Here is a 15,787-nt window from a genome sequence, read left to right as displayed (position 1 = left end):
CGGGCCATCGTCCCGGCTGACATCAGGGAGATCTCCGGGTCGGCTCCTCCGCAAGTCCCGGTCCGGTCGCAAGGTCGCGGGCGCCGCTCCGGGTATCCCGATTGGGCCGGTCGCCGGGCTGCTGGGAGACTGGGCGGCATGAACGACGCCTCCCCCGCCCGGCCCGTGCCCGTCCTCGACATCTGGTGTGAACTCCAGTGCTCGGACTGCCGTGGTGCCCTGGACGACATCCGCTCCCTGCGCGCCCGCTACGGCGACCGGCTGGAGCTGCGGCTGCGGCAATTCCCCCTGGAGAAGCACAAGCACGCCTTCGCCGCCGCGCAGGCCGCCGAGGAGGCCATCGAGCAGGGGCAGGGCTGGCCGTACGTCGAGGCGGTGCTGGCCCGGGTGGAGGAGCTGGACCGGGGCGGCGAGGGCTTCCTCGTCGAGGTGGCCCGTGAACTCGGTCTGGACTCCGAGGAGTTCGACACGGCGCTGATCGACGGCCGGCACATCCTGATCGTGGACGCCGATCAGGCCGAGGGCAAGGCGATCGGCGTGACCGGCACCCCGACCTATGTCATCGACGGGCAGCGCCTCGACGGCGGCAAGAGCCAGGAGGGGCTGCGCGAGCGCATCGAGGAGATCGCGGACCGGCTGCTCGCCGACCGGGGATGAGTCCCGGCCGGGCTCAGAGCAGGCCCTTGTAGAGGGAGTGGCTGACCGGCACGTACCCGAGTGACTCGTACAGTCGCTCGGCCGGTGTGTTGCCCGCGAAGACGTTCAGGCGCAGGGCCTTCTTGCCGGCGCCGATCGCCTGCCGCTCGGCCAGCAGCATCAGCGCGCGGCCGTGACCGCGGCCCCGGAAGCGCTCGTCGGCCTCGACGTCGTAGACGTACGCCTGGTCCTCGGTCAGCGCGAGCCACAGGGTGCCGACCCGGACGTCGTCGTGCTCCAGCACGCTGATCAGAACGTTCTCGGTCTCCGGGCCGTGCGGGAGCAGGTCCGCGTGGTCCCGCTCCGACTTGGCCCGCGCCTCGTCCTCGGGCACACCGCGGCCGATCCAGCTCCGGGCGTACTCGCCCTTGGCGTACTCCAGCCACGGGCCGTACTCGGTCGCGGTCATGGGCCGGCCCCGGGTGCCCGCGGGCAGTTCGGGCGCCGTGCGGCCGAGGGGTTTCTCCATGCCGCGGTTGCGCTCGACGTAGCCGAGCGCGGTCACGAGCCGCAGCGCGGCGGTGCCGGCGGGCACGGTGATCTCGATGCGGCCGCACCCCCAGCCCCGCGCCACCTCCTCGGCGGCCAGCGCGGCCACGGTGCCCCGGCCGCGCCCGCGGTCCGCTTCCTCGATGTACAGGTCGCGGATCCGGGCGACCCGGGGCCCGAAGAGGGGGTGGGTGGCGAGGTGTATCCGGCCGACGGGACGGCTGTTCACGCACACGTGGTAGTGGCGGGACAGTGCCCCGGCCGCCCCGCGCTGAAGCGGCTCGGTGGGCCGCAGGGTGGTGGTCATCAGAGGAGTTCTACCCGCCGTGGCAGCATCGGTCAGCCGAATTTCGGCGCCGCCCGGGGCGGTCAGGGATCGAGGTCGTCCCCGGACCGCTCCTGGAAGATCCGCATGGCCTTGGCCGTCACCGGACCCGGGGCGCCCGGCAGTTCGCGGGCGTCGACCCGGTGAACGGCCTGGACGTCGCGGAGCGTGGAGGTGAGGAACACCTCGTCCGCCCGTTCCAGCACGTCCAGCGGCAGGTCGGTCTCCCTGGCGCCGGTCCACTCGACGGTCAACGCGCGCGTGATGCCCGCCAGGCAGCCGGAGGCGATCGGCGGGGTGTGGATCTCTCCGTCGAGGACGACGAAGACGTTCGAGCCGGTGCCCTCGCAGAGCTGCCCGACGGTGTTGGCGAACAGCGCCTCCGACGCGCCCTGTTCGTGCGCGCGGGCCAGTGCGACGACGTTCTCGGCGTACGAGGTCGTCTTCAGACCGGTCACCGCGCCGCGTTCGTTGCGGGTCCAGGGGACGGTGATCACGGCGGTGGAGTCGGGGCGGCGCGCCGTCTCCCCGAGAGCGACGACCAGGGTCGGCCCGCGGTCGCCGCGGTCGGAGCCGAGCGGGCCGTGGCCGCCGGTGTAGGTGATGCGCAGCCGGCCGAGCGCCGCGGGGTTGGCCTCCAGGACGGCGGCGCAGCCGCGGCGGACCTCGTCCAGGTCCGGGTCGGGCAGCCCCAGTCCGCGCGCGGAGCGGGTCAGCCGGTCCAGGTGCCGGGTGAGCGCGAACGGCGAGCCGTCGACCGTCTTCACGGTCTCGAAGATGCCGTCGCCCACGGTCAGCCCGTGGTCGAAGACGGAGACGCGGGCGGATTCGATGTCCTGCAAACCGCCGTCGAGCCAGATCTTCACGTCGTCAGTCCCTCTCCACTCACCTCGTACTCCCCCGACGCTATCGCGAGCAGCCGGGCCGCCTTGAGCTCGGTCTCCCGCCACTCCCCCTCCGGGTCCGACCCCCAGGTGATGCCCGCACCCGTGCCGAAGCGCAGCTCGGCGTGCTCCCGGTCGATCCAGAAGGTGCGGATGCCGACCGCCAGCTCGCCCGTCCCCCGGTCGGCGTCCACCCAGCCGACGCCGCCGCAGTACGGACCCCGGGGTGCCGTCTCCAGGGCGTCGATGATGCGCAGGGCGCTCGACTTGGGCGCGCCGGTGACCGAGCCGGGCGGGAAGGCCGCGCCGAGCAGTTCCGGCCAGCCGGCGTCCTCGCGCAGCTCGCCGCGGACGGTGGAGACGAGGTGGACCAGCCCGGGGTGCTTCTCCACGGCACACAGGTCGGGCACGGTCACACTGCCGCCCTCGCAGACCCGCCCGAGGTCGTTGCGGACCAGGTCGACGATCATCACGTTCTCGGCGTGGTCCTTCTCCAGGAGGTCCGCCTCGGTGCGCCCGGTGCCCTTGATGGGCCCCGACTCGACGGTGCGGCCGACACGCCGCAGGAACAGTTCCGGCGAGGCGGTTGCGACCTCCACACCGTGTCCGGGCAGCCGGACCGTCCCGCCGTACGGTGCCGGGTTGCCGCGCGCCAGCAGTGCGGTGAGGGCGTCCACGTCGGCGTCCGGCGCGACCGGCGCGGACAGCACCCGGCACAGGTTCGCCTGGTAGACCTCGCCGGCGGCGATGTGTTCCCTGATGCGGCGCACCGCGGCCGTGTACGCGCCGTGGTCGAGGGACGACGTCCAGTCGTCGACAGCGGGTCCGCGCCACTGCCCCGGCACCGGGACGGGCACCGGCTCCTCGTGTACGTCCGCGAAGCGTGCGCAGGTCAGAGCGCCCTCGAAGTCCGCGACGACGGCCCAGAAACCGGCCGAGTCCAGGGCCGCCGGGTCGCTCGTGACGTCGAGCAGGCCGGTGGCGACACGGTCGCCGAAGCGGGCGAGGGGAGAGAGATCGAGCACGTTGTCGAGTCTATGGCGGGTGTCCCGCGGGTGGCCCGGCCGTGTCCTTCCAGGTGGTCCGGCCAGGTCCGCGGGCAGACGCAGGGCAGCACGCTGCGCAAACGCGTTTTTGTACTGGCCCGGGAATCCGCTAGAGTTCAACACGTCGCCGGGACGCGCAAGCCGACCGAAACGACAGGCGGACGTAGCTCAGTTGGTAGAGCGCAACCTTGCCAAGGTTGAGGTCGCGAGTTCGAGCCTCGTCGTCCGCTCGAAGGAATACGGGGATCCTCGTGGTCCCCTACACTCCTGGTGGAGTGGCCGAGAGGCGAGGCAACGGCCTGCAAAGCCGTCTACACGGGTTCAAATCCCGTCTCCACCTCCAAGGACGATTAGCTCAGCGGGAGAGCGCTTCCCTGACACGGAAGAGGTCACTGGTTCAATCCCAGTATCGTCCACTGGTCCGCAAGGACCTCGATCCGCAAGGATCTCCGCGCGATTAGCTCAGCGGGAGAGCGCTTCCCTGACACGGAAGAGGTCACTGGTTCAATCCCAGTATCGCGCACGCAGTGCCCATGATCCGCTCCATGGAGTGGTCGTGGTCCCGAGGACGATTAGCTCAGCGGGAGAGCGCTTCCCTGACACGGAAGAGGTCACTGGTTCAATCCCAGTATCGTCCACACACCGGAGCCCCCGGCCGTCGCGTACGGCCGGGGGCTCCGTCGTCGTGTCCTGGCCGGGTCAGGACGAGAACAGCATGCGCCCGAAGCTCTTGTTCCGGTGCTGGCCGTGGTGTCCGTGGTGGCCGCCGTGCGGAGCGCCCCACGCGGGAGCGGACGGGGCGGGGTAGGGCTGCGCGCCGGGCGGGGGCGGGGCCGGCTGGGTCCACTGGGACTCGAGGCGGGTGAGGGCCTCCAGCTCGCCGTAGTCGAGGAATATCCCTCGGCAGTTCGAGCACTGCTCGATCTGGACGCCGTTGCGGTTGTAGGTGTGCATCGGCGCGTGGCACTTCGGACACTGCATGCTCGCCTCAACTCCTCGCTGCTCGGTCCTGCTTCACGTATCGCCAGGACAGACTCTGTCCGGCCGGGGTCGGTTGCACCCTACTTCGCGAAGTTCCGGGGCAACTGCGCGGGGATGGTTCCCATTCGGGCACAGGCGTCGACCAGGCACTGCTCGACCTCGTCCAACGGGCGGCCGGCCGCGGCGGCCTTGGCGACGGCTCGTGCGGCGGTCTGCACCGTCAGAGCGCGCGCCGGGACGTCGAGGGCGGGCCAGCAGTCGCCGTCCGCCGGGACGGCGGGGCCGCCGGCCGCCCGGTAGGCGGTGAGGAAGCGGGTCCACTCGTCGGGCGGCAGCAGTCCGCAGGCGTACCAGGCGGCCGGCCGGGCCAGGTCCCAGGCCGCGGGGCCCAGCCCGAGGTCGTCGACATCGATGAGCAGCCAGGGGCCGGCGGGTGCGGGATGGCGGACCAGCTGGCCGAGGTGGAGATCGCCGTGGCACAGCGACGTGGCGTCCGGCGGGGGTGCCTCGGCGCGGGCCCAGGCGGGCAGTGTCGCCCACGCGCGCGTGACCGCGCGGGCGGCGGGGTGCGGGCCGGCCGCGTGGAGCCGGGTGATCGCCCGGGCCGCCTTCTCGGGGCCGCGCATGGGGGGCAGCGGCACCGGTGGCGTGGTGCGGTGCAGTCGGGCGAGGAGGCCGGCGGCCGCCTCCCACGGGGCCTCGTCCGGCGCGTCGGGGTCCACGGGGGTGCCGTACGGCCAGAGGGTGACGAGGCGGCCGTGCACAAGGACGGGTGTAGGGGTGAGCGGGGGCAGCAGCACGCCGGGGACACGCGCGGCCGTATCGAGACGGGCGCGGAGTTCGGCCGGATCGGTGCCGGGAGTGTGTGCCTTGGCGACGGTGGCGGCGTGCCGGACGACGGTGGCGTCGGCGCGGTCGGCGAGGGTGACGACCACGCCGCAGGCACAGGGGTCGCTCTGCGGGTGGGCCGCGTTTCTGGCCTCGGCGGCCAGGTCGGCCAGGAGCGGGGTCGTCACGGTACTCCCTCGGTGGGATCGGGCGCTCCGAGAGAGCGTACGTGCGGGGTCGGTGGGGTTCGGGGCCGCCGGTGCCGGCGCGAAGGCCGGCCCGGGCAGGCGCCGGGTGGTTGGGGGCCTGCCCGGGCAGGCGCCGGGTGGTTGGGGGCCGGGATCGGTCCGGCGCGCGGCCGGTCGCCGGCGCGTCGGGGGCGCCCGCCGCCTTTCGGGCAAGAGCAATGCCGGCGCAGCTCCCCAGCTGCGCCGGCATCTGTGCCGTCCGCCGCACCCCCGTCCCCACGGGGTTATGGGTTGATGTTCCCGCCCGGACCGCTCTTCCGGGCCTGGGGTCGCCGCTCAGCGCCCCAGCATCACTCCCACGGACGACGCCTGTGTGGCCACTGTCTCCCAGCCGTCGAAGACGACGAGGAGCAGGACCGCCAGGGGAAGGGCCATCGCCGTCGCCACCAGCGGGTGGCGACGGCCCGTACGGCGGGGGCGGAAGGCGGCGTACGCCCTGCGTCCCTGCGCGCGGACCGCTGTCCGCGAAGCCGTGTGGGCCATGGTCCCTCTCCTGACCGTTCTTGGTTGCCTCGGTTGTCCTTGGCAGCGGCGGGTGTCTGACCTCGGGGGACGAGTGCTGCACCCGCCGCTTGACCTCAAATCTAGGCGGCGGCCGTCCGGTGGACGTCATGCCCTCGTACCGATTGCCGGGCCTCCCGGAGGATGAGCCGTCACCCGGGGAGTACTCCCCTGGGTGGAGACGCGGTCCTGGGTCTCGGGGACCACCCGGAGGGGGTGCCCCCGAGTGTGTGGGTATCTCCCGGTTGCCCCCGCGGGGCGCCCGGTCCCTTTTTCCGGTGCGGGTGACCGGGGTGTGCCGTGCGGTCCGCGCCGCTCGACCCCGTTGCGGCGGACCAGGGGAAAGGGGCCTCACCGGGTGACTTCGCTCACTCGTCGACGTCTCGGCGTACCGTCGTCCCCGCCCGCCTGACCGTTCGGACCCCCACCGGCCGGTGCGCCGGCGTCCCGTACCCCGTGTCCCCCGTCGGTTCGGCGAGGTCGGCCCGCAGGCGTCCAATCCCCTTTCGCCCGCGGGGGGTTGAAAAGGGGGTGCCGGCGAAGGGGCCCTGGGCGAAAGCTCCCTGACCGTCCCTCAAATCTCCTGCCCGGCACTAACAATCGACCGGGCCGAGAGGGCGCGGCCTCTGCGCGCAGGCGGCCACGGAAACGTAAGCTGTGCCACGTCACACGGACCGGGCAGCGGGGATGAACATGGCGATGATGCGCCTGAGGCGCGAGGACCCGCGCGTCGTCGGCTCGTTCAGGCTCCACAGGCGTCTCGGCGCGGGTGGGATGGGCGTTGTCTACCTGGGCTCCGACCGGAAAGGGCAGCGGGTCGCGCTGAAGGTGATCCGGCCGGACCTGGCGGAGGATCAGGAGTTCCGGTCGCGGTTCGCGCGCGAGGTGTCCGCCGCTCGGCGGATCCGGGGCGGTTGCACGGCGCGCCTGGTGGCGGCCGACCTGGACGCGGACCGTCCGTGGTTCGCCACGCAGTACGTGCCGGGGCCGTCGCTGCACGACAAGGTGGCCGAGGGAGGAGCGCTGCTCGCGGCGGACGTCGCCGCCGTCGGGGCCGCCCTGTCGGAGGGGCTCGTCGCCGTGCACGAGGCCGGTGTGGTGCACCGGGACCTGAAGCCGTCCAACATCCTGCTCTCCCCCAAGGGCCCGCGGATCATCGACTTCGGCATCGCCTGGTCGACCGGGGCGTCCACCCTCACGCATGTCGGCACCGCCGTCGGCTCGCCCGGCTTCCTCGCCCCGGAGCAGGTCCGCGGCGCCGCCGTCACCCCCGCCACGGACGTGTTCTCGCTCGGCGCCACCCTGGCGTACGCGTCGACCGGCGACTCCCCCTTCGGACACGGCAGTTCCGAGGTGATGCTCTACCGCGTCGTCCACGAGGAACCGCAGCTGCACGGGGTGCCCGACGCGCTCGCCCCGCTCGTACGGGCCTGTCTGGCGAAGGACCCCGAGGAGCGGCCCAGCACCCTCGAACTGTCGCTGCGACTGAAGGAGATCGCGGCCCGTGAGGCGCAGGGCGTCCTCGACGGGCGTCCGCCCGCGCCGCGCTCCGGTGAGGCGGACCGGTCCACCGGCAGGCTCGCCGACACCTATCCGGACCGCCCTCAGCGCCGCCGGCCCGGACCGCAGGGCACGCCGGGGGCGTCGACGGGCCGGACGACGGGCGCGACCCGCGGTCCCGCGTCGGGGCGGAGCGCTGCGCCCTCCCGTCATGGTGGTCCGTCGCGGGCCGGCGGTACGGCTCCGCGGGGTGGCGGCGCGTCGTCGGCCCGGTCCGGTACGGGGTCCACGCCGACGCCGAGGAACACCCCGGCCTCGCGCGGTACGCGCTCCGGCGGTCCGAACCGGCCCGCGCCGCGCGGCGGTGCCGGGCGTCCGGGACCGCGGAACACCCCGGCGGGGCGGCGGCCGGCCAATCCGCGGCTGCTGCGCCAGCGGCTGTTCGTGTTCGTGGTGGTGACGCTGTTCGTGGCGCTCGGCATCGGTGTGGTGCAGGGCTGCCAGGGTCCGGCCCGGGGGCTCGGCGGCGCGCCGGGCGGTGCGCCCGAGCAGCGGGAGAGCACCGGTCCCGACCACCCGCAGCTCGACGAGCCGATGGTGTCCGAGCGGTACGACGCGGCGCCGGCGCCCACGACGCCGTAGTGGCCTACGGGCGGGGGCGGCCCGTCGCCACCGCGTAGAAGGCGACGGCGGCCGCCGCACCCACGTTGAGCGAGTCGACGCCGTGGGACATCGGGATGCGGACCCATTCGTCGGCGGCGACCAGGGCCTGGGTCGACAGGCCGTCACCCTCGGCGCCGAGCATCAGGGCCACCCGGTCCATCCGGTGCGGGGCCGCCTCGTCCAGGCTTCTCGCCTTCTCGTCCGGGGTGAGCGCGAGGAGCGTGAAGCCGGCCTCCCGCACCGACTCCAGGCCCTTCGGCCAGGTGTCCAGCCGGGCGTACGGCACGGAGAAGACCGCGCCCATCGAGACCTTGACGCTGCGGCGGTAGAGCGGGTCGGCGCAGTCCGGGGAGAGCAGGACCGCGTCCATGCCGAGCGCGGCGGCCGAGCGGAAGATGGCGCCGATGTTGGTGTGGTCGTTGACCGACTCCATGATCACGACGCGGCGGGTGGTCCGCAGGAGTTCCGCGGCCGTGGGCAGCGGCTTGCGCTGCATGGAGGCGAGCGCGCCGCGGTGCACGTGGTACCCGGTGACCTGTTCGGCGAGTTCGGGGCTGACCGCGTAGACGGGGGCGGGGAGTTCGTCGATGACGTCGCGCATGACGTCGACCCACTTGGCCGACAGCAGCATCGACCGCATCTCGTAGCCGGCGTCCTTCGCGCGGCGGATGACCTTCTCCCCCTCGGCGATGAACAGGCCTTCGGCGGGTTCGCGCTTGCGGCGCAGCTCCACGTCGGTCAGGCCCGTGTAGTCGTGCAGGCGCGGGTCGTCGGGATCCTCGACGGTGATGAGATCGGCCACAGGGTGATACTGCCTTGTCCTGGGAGTGCTGCCAACGGCTCGGAACGGGTTGGGTTACCCGCGGTTACTCATTCGGGTGCGGACCGACCCCCACGACCGCGCCGACGACGATCACGGCCGGGGGCCTGACCTCCTGCGTACGCACCGTCTCGGCGACCGTCGCCAGGGTCGCGTCCACGCGGCGCTGGGCGGCCGTCGTCCCCTCCTGGACCAGGGCCACCGGGGTGCCGGCCGGCCTGCCGTGCGCGATCAGGGTGTCGGCGATCTTCCCGATCTTGTCGACGCCCATCAGGATCACCAGCGTGCCGGTGAGGCGGGCGAGCGCCGGCCAGTCGACCAGGGAGCGCTCGTCGTCCGGGGCCACGTGGCCGCTGACGACGGTGAACTCGTGTGCGACGCCGCGGTGGGTGACCGGGATGCCGGCCGCGCCCGGTACCGAGATCGAGCTGGAGATGCCGGGGACGACGGTGCACGGCACGCCGGCCTCGGCGAGCGCCTGGGCCTCCTCCATGCCGCGGCCGAAGACGAACGGGTCGCCGCCCTTGAGGCGTACCACGGACTTGCCCTGCTTGGCGTGCTCGATCAGGGCGTTGTTGATCGCCTCCTGCGCCATGAAGCGGCCGTACGGGATCTTCGCCGCGTCGATCACCTCGACGTGCGGCGGGAGTTCGGCGAGCAGATCGCGCGGTCCGAGGCGGTCGGCGATCACCACGTCGGCCTCGGCGAGCAGCCGCCGGCCGCGGACCGTGATCAGGTCCGGGTCGCCGGGCCCGCCGCCGACCAGGGCGACGCCCGGGGTGCGGGTGCGGTGGTGGGGGGCGACGAGCGTGCCGTCGCGCAGGCCCTCGACGACGGCGTCGCGGATCGCGGCGGTGTGACGGGGGTCGCGACCGCGCGCGTCGGTGGTCAGGACGGCGACGGTGACGCCTTCGCTGCGGCCCGTCGCCGGTGTCCAGGCGGTGGCCGCGTCGGCGTCGTCGGAGCGCACGCACCAGACACGGCGCCGCTCGGCCTCGGCGGAGGCGCGGGTGTTCGCCGCGTGGTCGCTGGTGGCGATCAGGGCGTACCAGGCCTCCGCCAGGTCTCCGTCCTCGTACCGGCGCCTCTCCCACGCGATCTCGCCGGACTCCGCCATGGCCTCGACCGAGGGCGTGGCCTCCGGCGACACGAGGAGGACGTCCGCGCCGGCCGCGATGAGCGCGGGCAGGCGGCGCTGCGCGACCTGGCCGCCGCCGAGGACGACCACGCGGCGGCCGGTCAGGCGGAGGCCTACGGGATAGGCGGGGTGTTCGGCCATGAGGGTGCGGCTCCTCGTGCTGGCGGTGCGATGGGCGCTACGGCGCTGGAGCAGCCCTGACGTGCGGATTTTAGAGTGCGTTCAGCGTACGGCCGAGGCGGGGGCGGGCGCGAAGTCCGCCCGCCCCCGCCTCGGTCCGGGCGCTACTTCTCGGTGACGCCGGCCGAGTCGAACGTCGCCACCTCGTGCATCGCCCGCGCCGTGCTCTGGACCATCGGCAGGGCCAGCAGCGCGCCCGTGCCCTCGCCCAGGCGCAGGTCGAGGTCGACCAGCGGGCGCAGGCCCAGCTTGTTCAGCGCGGCCACGTGACCGGGCTCGGCACTGCGGTGGCCCGCGATGCAGGCGGCCAGCACCTCGGGCGCGATGGCGCGGGCGACCAGGGCCGCGGCGCCGGCGCTGACACCGTCCAGGATCACCGGGGTGCGCAGGGAGGCACCGCCGAGGAGCAGGCCGACCATGGCGGCGTGTTCGAGTCCGCCGATCGCGGCGAGCACCCCGATGGGGTCGGCCGGGTCGGGCTGGTGGAGCTCGACGGCGCGGCGCACGACCTCGGTCTTGCGGGCCAGGGTCTCGTCGTTGATGCCGGTGCCGCGGCCGGTCACCTCGGCCGGGTCGGTGTCGGTGAACACCGAGATCAGGGCCGCCGACGCCGTCGTGTTGGCGATGCCCATCTCCCCGGTGAGCAGGGCCTTGTTGCCGGCCGCCACCAGGTCGCGGGCGGTCTCGATGCCCACCTCGATGGCCTGCCGGGCCTCCTCGCGGGTCATCGCCGGGCCGGTCGTCATGTCGCCCGTGCCCGGGCGGACCTTGCGCGGCAGCAGACCCGGGGTGGCCGGGAGGTCCGCGGCGACGCCCACGTCGACGATGCACACCTCGGCGCCCACCTGGCTCGCGAAGGCGTTGCAGACCGCTCCCCCGCCGAGGAAGTTGGCCACCATCTGCGCGGTGACCTCCTGCGGCCAGGGGGTGACGCCCTGGGCGTGCACGCCGTGGTCACCGGCGAAGATCGCGACGGCCGCGGGCTCCGGGATCGGCGGCGGGCACTGCCGGGACAGTCCCGACAACTGCGCGGAGATGATCTCCAGCATGCCGAGCGCGCCGGCCGGCTTGGTCATGCGCTTCTGCCGCTCCCACGCCTCGCCGAGCGCCTTGGCGTCCAGCGGGCGGATCTGCGCGACGGTCTCGCCGAGCAGGTCGTGCGGCTCCTCGCCGGGCAGGGCGCGGCGGCCGTACGTCTCCTCGTGCACGACCCAGGACAGCGGACGGCGCTTGGACCAGCCCGCCTGCATCAGCTCGGGCTCGTCCGGGAACTCGTCGACGTACCCCACGCACAGGTAGGCGACGACCTCCAGGTGCTCGGGCAGCCCGAGGACACGGACCATCTCGCGCTCGTCGAAGAAGCTGACCCAGCCCACCCCGAGGCCCTCGGCGCGGGCGGCGAGCCAGAGGTTCTCGACCGCGAGGGCGGACGAGTACGGCGCCATCTGCGGCTGGGTGTGGCGGCCGAGGGTGTGCCGACCGCCCCGGGTCGGGTCGGCGGTGACGACGATGTTCACCGGGGTGTCGAGGATGGCCTCGATCTTCAGTTCCTTGAACTGCTTGGCCCGTCCCTTGGGCAGCGACTTGGCGTAGGCGTCGCGCTGGCGCAGGGCGAGGTCGAGCATGGCGCGCCGGGTCTCCGCGGAGCGGATGACCACGAAGTCCCAGGGCTGCGAATGGCCGACGGAGGGAGCGGTGTGGGCGGCCTCCAGCACCCGCAGGAGCACCTCGTGCGGGATCGGGTCGCTGCGGAAGCCGTTGCGGATGTCGCGGCGTTCGCGCATGACCTTCAGCACGGCGGCGCGCTCGGCCTCGTCGTAGGCGGGCGCGGCCGGGCCGGTGGAGCGGCGCGCCTCGTACACCTCGGCGGCGACGGCGTCCTGGTCGGCGGCCCGGGTGTCCAGGTCCTCCGCGCGCTGTTCCACCAGGAGTTCGGGCGCGGGCTCGGTGTCGGCCTCCCGGGGGGCGGGGACCAGGGGCACCGGGTCGGGGACCGGCGCTGTCTGCGGTCCTTGCTCCTGCGAGGGCAGCACGACGGGGTGCGGCGGAGTCGGCGCGAGGTGCGGGGTGGTCGGCACCGAACCGTCGACCGGCACGAACCGGCCCATGGACTGGTCCGGCAGAGGCTGCGCCGGAACGGCGTCCGCGGGTACGCCCTGCGGCTGTCCGGCGTCCGCCGGGACGCCCTCGTCCTCGGCGGGGGGCCCGGCGGACGGGGCGGGCGCCTCGGCGGGCTGCGGCTCCGGGACGGGCGTGGCCGCGACCGCGTCGGCCGCCTGTTCGGCCGGGTCCGTAGCCGGTGCGACGGCCGGTGCCTGCGCGTCGGGCGCCGTGTCCGGGCTCGGTCCGGCGGGGTCGGGGACGGGACCGGACGGCTCGGCCACGGCGTGGCCGCTCACCTCCGGGACGTCGACGCCCACGGCGTCCTGGTGCGTGTCGTGCGCGGGGGGCATGGTGTGCTCGGTGTCCGGTTGCTGGGGGGACTGCGGTGGGGCGGTGGGGTCCGCGGCGGGAACCGCGTGGACGTCCGCCGGCCCGACCGGTACGGCGTCGGCGGGGGCGGCGTCCACCGCCTGGAGCTGCGGGCCGGACACCGGGAGGGCTTCGGGCTGGCCGGACTCGGGGGCGTGCGGCGGCTCCGTGACGGCCGGTGCGGGGCCCTGCGCCGGGTCGGACACGGCGGCCGCGGGTGCCTGCGCCGCGTCGGGCGCGGCGGCGTGGGGCGCCTCGGGCGCCACGGCCCCCTGCGCCTGGATCGCTTCCGGGGCGGGGGTGGCCGCGTCCGCCGCTGCGGGAGCCTCGACGGGGGCGGGTCCGGGCTGCTGCGTCCGAGGGGCCTCGAAGCCGGCTGCCTCGGCGGCCGGCGCTGCGGCATCGGCGGGCTGTACGGCTGCGGCGCCGGCGTCCGGCGCCATCACGCCGGGCACGGCATCGGCGATGGGCACCGCCACCGGCGTCCGGTCGTCCGGCGTCGCCGCCTGGGCGGGAACGGGCTCCGGGCCGTCGGCGGACGGCGCCCCGGCGGACTCGACGGGACCGCCGCTCGCTCCGGCGGTCTGCTCGGGACCGGCCACCACCTCGGCGTCGGGACCGGAACCTGAGGCCGTCTCAGCCCCGGGCACCGGGACGGCCGTCGGCATCGCCGCGGGCTCACCGGCACCGTCGACCGGTCCGGCGGACGCCATGGCCGGCGTGTCCGTCGTGCTCGCGTCCGGGGACGGCGCACCCGGCGGCCAGACCTGCGCGGCGTACGCCTCGCCGTGGCCGGACGCCCCGGCCTCCGCCGCGAGCCGGCCCACCGCGGCCTGCGCGGCTCCCACCGGCTCGGGCTGCTGGTACATGGGGGGAACAACCGTTTCACCAGGGGTCACCCCGGCTCCGACCGGCGGCTGCCCGTTCCACGGCACGGCGCCCTGCGGGGGCATCTCGCGCGAGCGCGGCACGTCGAGGTACTCGGGACCGGCGGTCTGCGGACCGGTCGGCCGGACCGGCGCGCCCGCGGGGCCGCGGTCGGCGAGGGAGCGGACCGGGCTCGCGGAGGCGTCGGGAATGGGGGGACCGAGGTGCAGCGGGCGACGCGGCGCCGAGGGCGCGGCCGGGGCCGGTTCGGGCAGCCGTACCCCGCCGAGGTCGACCGAGCCGCTGTCGCGGCCGGACATCTCGTGGGCGTCGGGTTGGTGGACGGCCTCGACGACCGGCTCGGGGGCGGGCGGGGCCACTTCGTTGCCCCACGCGCCCTGGGCACCTGGCAGCAGCAGGTCTTCGTCCTCGGCGGGAGCTTCGGAGAGGTAGGTGTACGCGTCGGGCGCGACGACGCCCGGCTGCTCCACCATGCCTGCGTTCTCCGGCAGCCCCTCGCCCGGGACCTGGCCGGTGTCGGTCATGCGTACCCCTCGCCCATCGGTTGATGCTCCTACGACCAGCTCACCCGGAACGGCGCACCGACCGCCCGTAGTGAAGAACGAGCGTGCGTGCCGAGCGGCACGAACGACCCGCCGGAAAAGGCGACAAAGCCATTCAGTGGCATTGTCGCGGTCGTCCCTCCGTCACGTCAGCTTGATCCGCGACGTCCCGTGTGTGGACTGCGCCACGTTGCGCTCTTTCCGGTTCCGCCGTACCACACTCGCCCCAAAAGAAGCGGGTTTTCCGGACATTGACCGACGAGGTGCCGGGCGTCCGAATGCGGTGCAACAGTCGGCCAGCCTACCGCGCGCGGTACGACAAACCGATCACGGGGAGCGGTCGGGCAGGACCCCGCTGAGCAGGAATGCGACGCTCCGCTCCTTCTCCGTCCAGGCCCGTGTGTCGAGTTCCATGGACTGCAGGAGGGCGCACTCGACCTCGTAGCCGTGCTCGGTGAGGTTGCGGCCGACGAGTTCGGCGGCGTCGCGGGTGGCGGCGTGCGCCACGATGCGCTGCGGGCGGCGGTCGGCGACCGCGGAGACCACGGCAGCACCTCCGGCGCCGACCCTGACGACGTCCGGTTCGGGCAGGTTCTCCAGGACGTGCGGGGCGTTGCCGTGGACGATCTGGAGCTGGAGGCCGAAGCGGCGCGCGACGGCGTCGGTGCGGGCGCAGGCGTCGAGTTCCCGGTCGACGGCGATGACGGCGGCGCCGGCCCGGGCGGCCTCGGTGGCGAAGGCCCCGCTGCCGCAGCCGATGTCCCACACGAGGTCGCCGACGCGGGGGCCGAGGCGGGCGAGTTGGGCCGCGCGCAGCGGCTGGGTCTCGCCCTCGCCGAGCCGGCCCTCGTACGCCTCCGCGGGCAGGGTCCAGCCGCGGGGGCCGGCGGCCGGGTCGCGGCCGGCGATCCAGCCGCCGCCGTCGCCCGCGCCGGCCGGGCCGCCGATGACGATGACGACGTTCGGGTCGCGCCAGGTGTGGTCCGCGGCCTTGTCGGAGGTGACGACGGTGACCCGCTCGCGGTCGGTGCCGAGTTCCTCGCAGATCACGAAGGTGCGGTGGATTCCGTCCAGGAGCAGGCCGAGTTCGGCCGGGCCGGCACCGGGCGAGGTGAGGACGGCCACCTTGGTGTGGGCGCGGCACACATTCACCGCGCGTCGCAGGGTGCGGCGGTGGGCGACGACCACCTGTGCGTCGTCCCAGGGCATTCCGGCCCGTGCGAAGGCCGCGGCCACCGAGGAGACGGCGGGGACGACTTCGACCTCCAGGCCGAACTCGGGATCCCGCAGTGTGCGGACGACGCCGAAGAAGCCGGGGTCGCCGTCGGCGATCACCACCGCGCTGCCGCGCTGCCCGGCGATGCGGCGGGCGGCGAGGGCGACACTGCCGAGGCGGATGCGCTCGGCGCCGTGCGGCACCTCGGGGAGCGCGAGGTGGTGGGCGGCACCGGCCACCAGGGTGGCGGCGCCCAGGGCGGCGCGTGCCGCGGCGGTCAGCGGAGAGCCGTCCCAGCCGATCACCGTGACCCGATCGGCCATCGTCGTCAGTCTCCAGGGGTTTGTGCAGGTCGTCGCGGGCGGCCCGC

General features: G+C 74.3%; 12 protein-coding genes and 5 tRNA genes. 7 read left to right on the top strand and 10 right to left on the bottom strand.

Going from position 1 to position 15,787, the window contains the following annotated elements; genetic code table 11:
• Positions 1-138 precede the first annotated feature (138 nt).
• Positions 139-657: a DsbA family protein gene (locus DN051_RS30980; protein WP_112440044.1), complete on the top strand. Its 519-nt coding sequence runs from the start codon at positions 139-141 to the stop codon at positions 655-657.
• A gap of 13 nt (positions 658-670) precedes the next feature.
• Here DN051_RS30980 and DN051_RS30975 read toward each other — a convergent pair whose 3' ends face one another.
• The 3 genes from DN051_RS30975 to DN051_RS30965 form a co-directional block, all read right to left on the bottom strand.
• On the bottom strand, positions 671-1,492 hold the full coding sequence (locus DN051_RS30975; protein ID WP_053759799.1) for a GNAT family N-acetyltransferase: 822 nt from the start codon (positions 1,490-1,492) through the stop codon (positions 671-673).
• Between the two features lie 62 nt (positions 1,493-1,554).
• Positions 1,555-2,376 (bottom strand): aminotransferase class IV, encoded by an 822-nt coding sequence (locus tag DN051_RS30970; RefSeq protein ID WP_053759798.1) that lies wholly within the window; start codon positions 2,374-2,376, stop codon positions 1,555-1,557.
• Complete coding sequence (locus tag DN051_RS30965; protein WP_112440042.1) at positions 2,373-3,419, bottom strand: chorismate-binding protein; 1,047 nt, start codon at positions 3,417-3,419, stop codon at positions 2,373-2,375. Before DN051_RS30965 ends, DN051_RS30970 begins: the two co-directional genes overlap by 4 nt.
• A gap of 178 nt (positions 3,420-3,597) precedes the next feature.
• On the opposite strand from DN051_RS30965, the gene DN051_RS30960 reads away from it, so the two are divergent.
• The 5 genes from DN051_RS30960 (at position 3,598) to DN051_RS30940 (ending at position 4,078) form a co-directional block, all read left to right on the top strand.
• Positions 3,598-3,670: transfer RNA gene (locus DN051_RS30960), tRNA-Gly, on the top strand.
• A gap of 39 nt (positions 3,671-3,709) precedes the next feature.
• A tRNA-Cys gene (locus DN051_RS30955) sits at positions 3,710-3,783 on the top strand.
• A 1-nt stretch (position 3,784) separates the two neighbouring features.
• Positions 3,785-3,856 (top strand) — tRNA-Val (locus DN051_RS30950).
• A 35-nt stretch (positions 3,857-3,891) separates the two neighbouring features.
• Positions 3,892-3,963, top strand: a tRNA-Val gene (locus DN051_RS30945).
• A gap of 43 nt (positions 3,964-4,006) precedes the next feature.
• A tRNA-Val gene (locus DN051_RS30940) sits at positions 4,007-4,078 on the top strand.
• Between the two features lie 61 nt (positions 4,079-4,139).
• On the opposite strand, the gene DN051_RS30935 is transcribed toward DN051_RS30940, so the two are convergent.
• From DN051_RS30935 to DN051_RS30925, 3 genes are all read right to left on the bottom strand, one after another.
• Positions 4,140-4,421: a TFIIB-type zinc ribbon-containing protein gene (locus tag DN051_RS30935; RefSeq protein WP_053759796.1), complete on the bottom strand. Its 282-nt coding sequence runs from the start codon at positions 4,419-4,421 to the stop codon at positions 4,140-4,142.
• Positions 4,422-4,501: 80 nt separating this feature from the next.
• Positions 4,502-5,437, bottom strand: a complete 936-nt coding sequence (locus tag DN051_RS30930; RefSeq protein WP_053759795.1) for a phosphotransferase family protein — start codon at positions 5,435-5,437, stop codon at positions 4,502-4,504.
• A 336-nt stretch (positions 5,438-5,773) separates the two neighbouring features.
• Complete coding sequence (locus DN051_RS30925) at positions 5,774-5,980, bottom strand: hypothetical protein (protein WP_053759794.1); 207 nt, start codon at positions 5,978-5,980, stop codon at positions 5,774-5,776.
• 705 nt (positions 5,981-6,685) lie between these two features.
• Here DN051_RS30925 and DN051_RS30920 point away from each other — a divergent pair.
• The gene (locus DN051_RS30920; protein ID WP_246041135.1) at positions 6,686-8,140 is read left to right on the top strand and encodes a serine/threonine-protein kinase; all 1,455 of its coding nucleotides are present in this window, start codon (positions 6,686-6,688) and stop codon (positions 8,138-8,140) included.
• 4 nt (positions 8,141-8,144) lie between these two features.
• Here the strand turns inward: DN051_RS30920 and DN051_RS30915 are convergent, their stop codons facing one another.
• The 4 genes from DN051_RS30915 to cbiE all read right to left on the bottom strand — a co-directional run bounded on the left by DN051_RS30915 (position 8,145) and on the right by cbiE (position 15,740).
• Complete coding sequence (locus DN051_RS30915; RefSeq protein WP_053759792.1) at positions 8,145-8,963, bottom strand: TrmH family RNA methyltransferase; 819 nt, start codon at positions 8,961-8,963, stop codon at positions 8,145-8,147.
• A gap of 64 nt (positions 8,964-9,027) precedes the next feature.
• Positions 9,028-10,260, bottom strand: a complete 1,233-nt coding sequence (gene cobA / locus DN051_RS30910) for a uroporphyrinogen-III C-methyltransferase (protein ID WP_053759791.1) — start codon at positions 10,258-10,260, stop codon at positions 9,028-9,030.
• 143 nt (positions 10,261-10,403) lie between these two features.
• Entirely contained in the window at positions 10,404-14,183 is a 3,780-nt protein-coding gene (gene cobT / locus DN051_RS30905) for a nicotinate-nucleotide--dimethylbenzimidazole phosphoribosyltransferase (RefSeq protein ID WP_112440040.1), read from the bottom strand.
• A 345-nt stretch (positions 14,184-14,528) separates the two neighbouring features.
• Entirely contained in the window at positions 14,529-15,740 is a 1,212-nt protein-coding gene (gene cbiE / locus DN051_RS30900; protein WP_053759789.1) for a precorrin-6y C5,15-methyltransferase (decarboxylating) subunit CbiE, read from the bottom strand.
• Positions 15,741-15,787 lie beyond the last annotated feature (47 nt).

The sequence above is a fragment of the Streptomyces cadmiisoli genome (assembly GCF_003261055.1).
Classification (GTDB): domain Bacteria; phylum Actinomycetota; class Actinomycetes; order Streptomycetales; family Streptomycetaceae; genus Streptomyces; species Streptomyces cadmiisoli.
The sequence above is the reverse complement of the archived record's forward strand: the minus strand, read 5'-3'. Positions and strand labels throughout refer to the sequence as shown.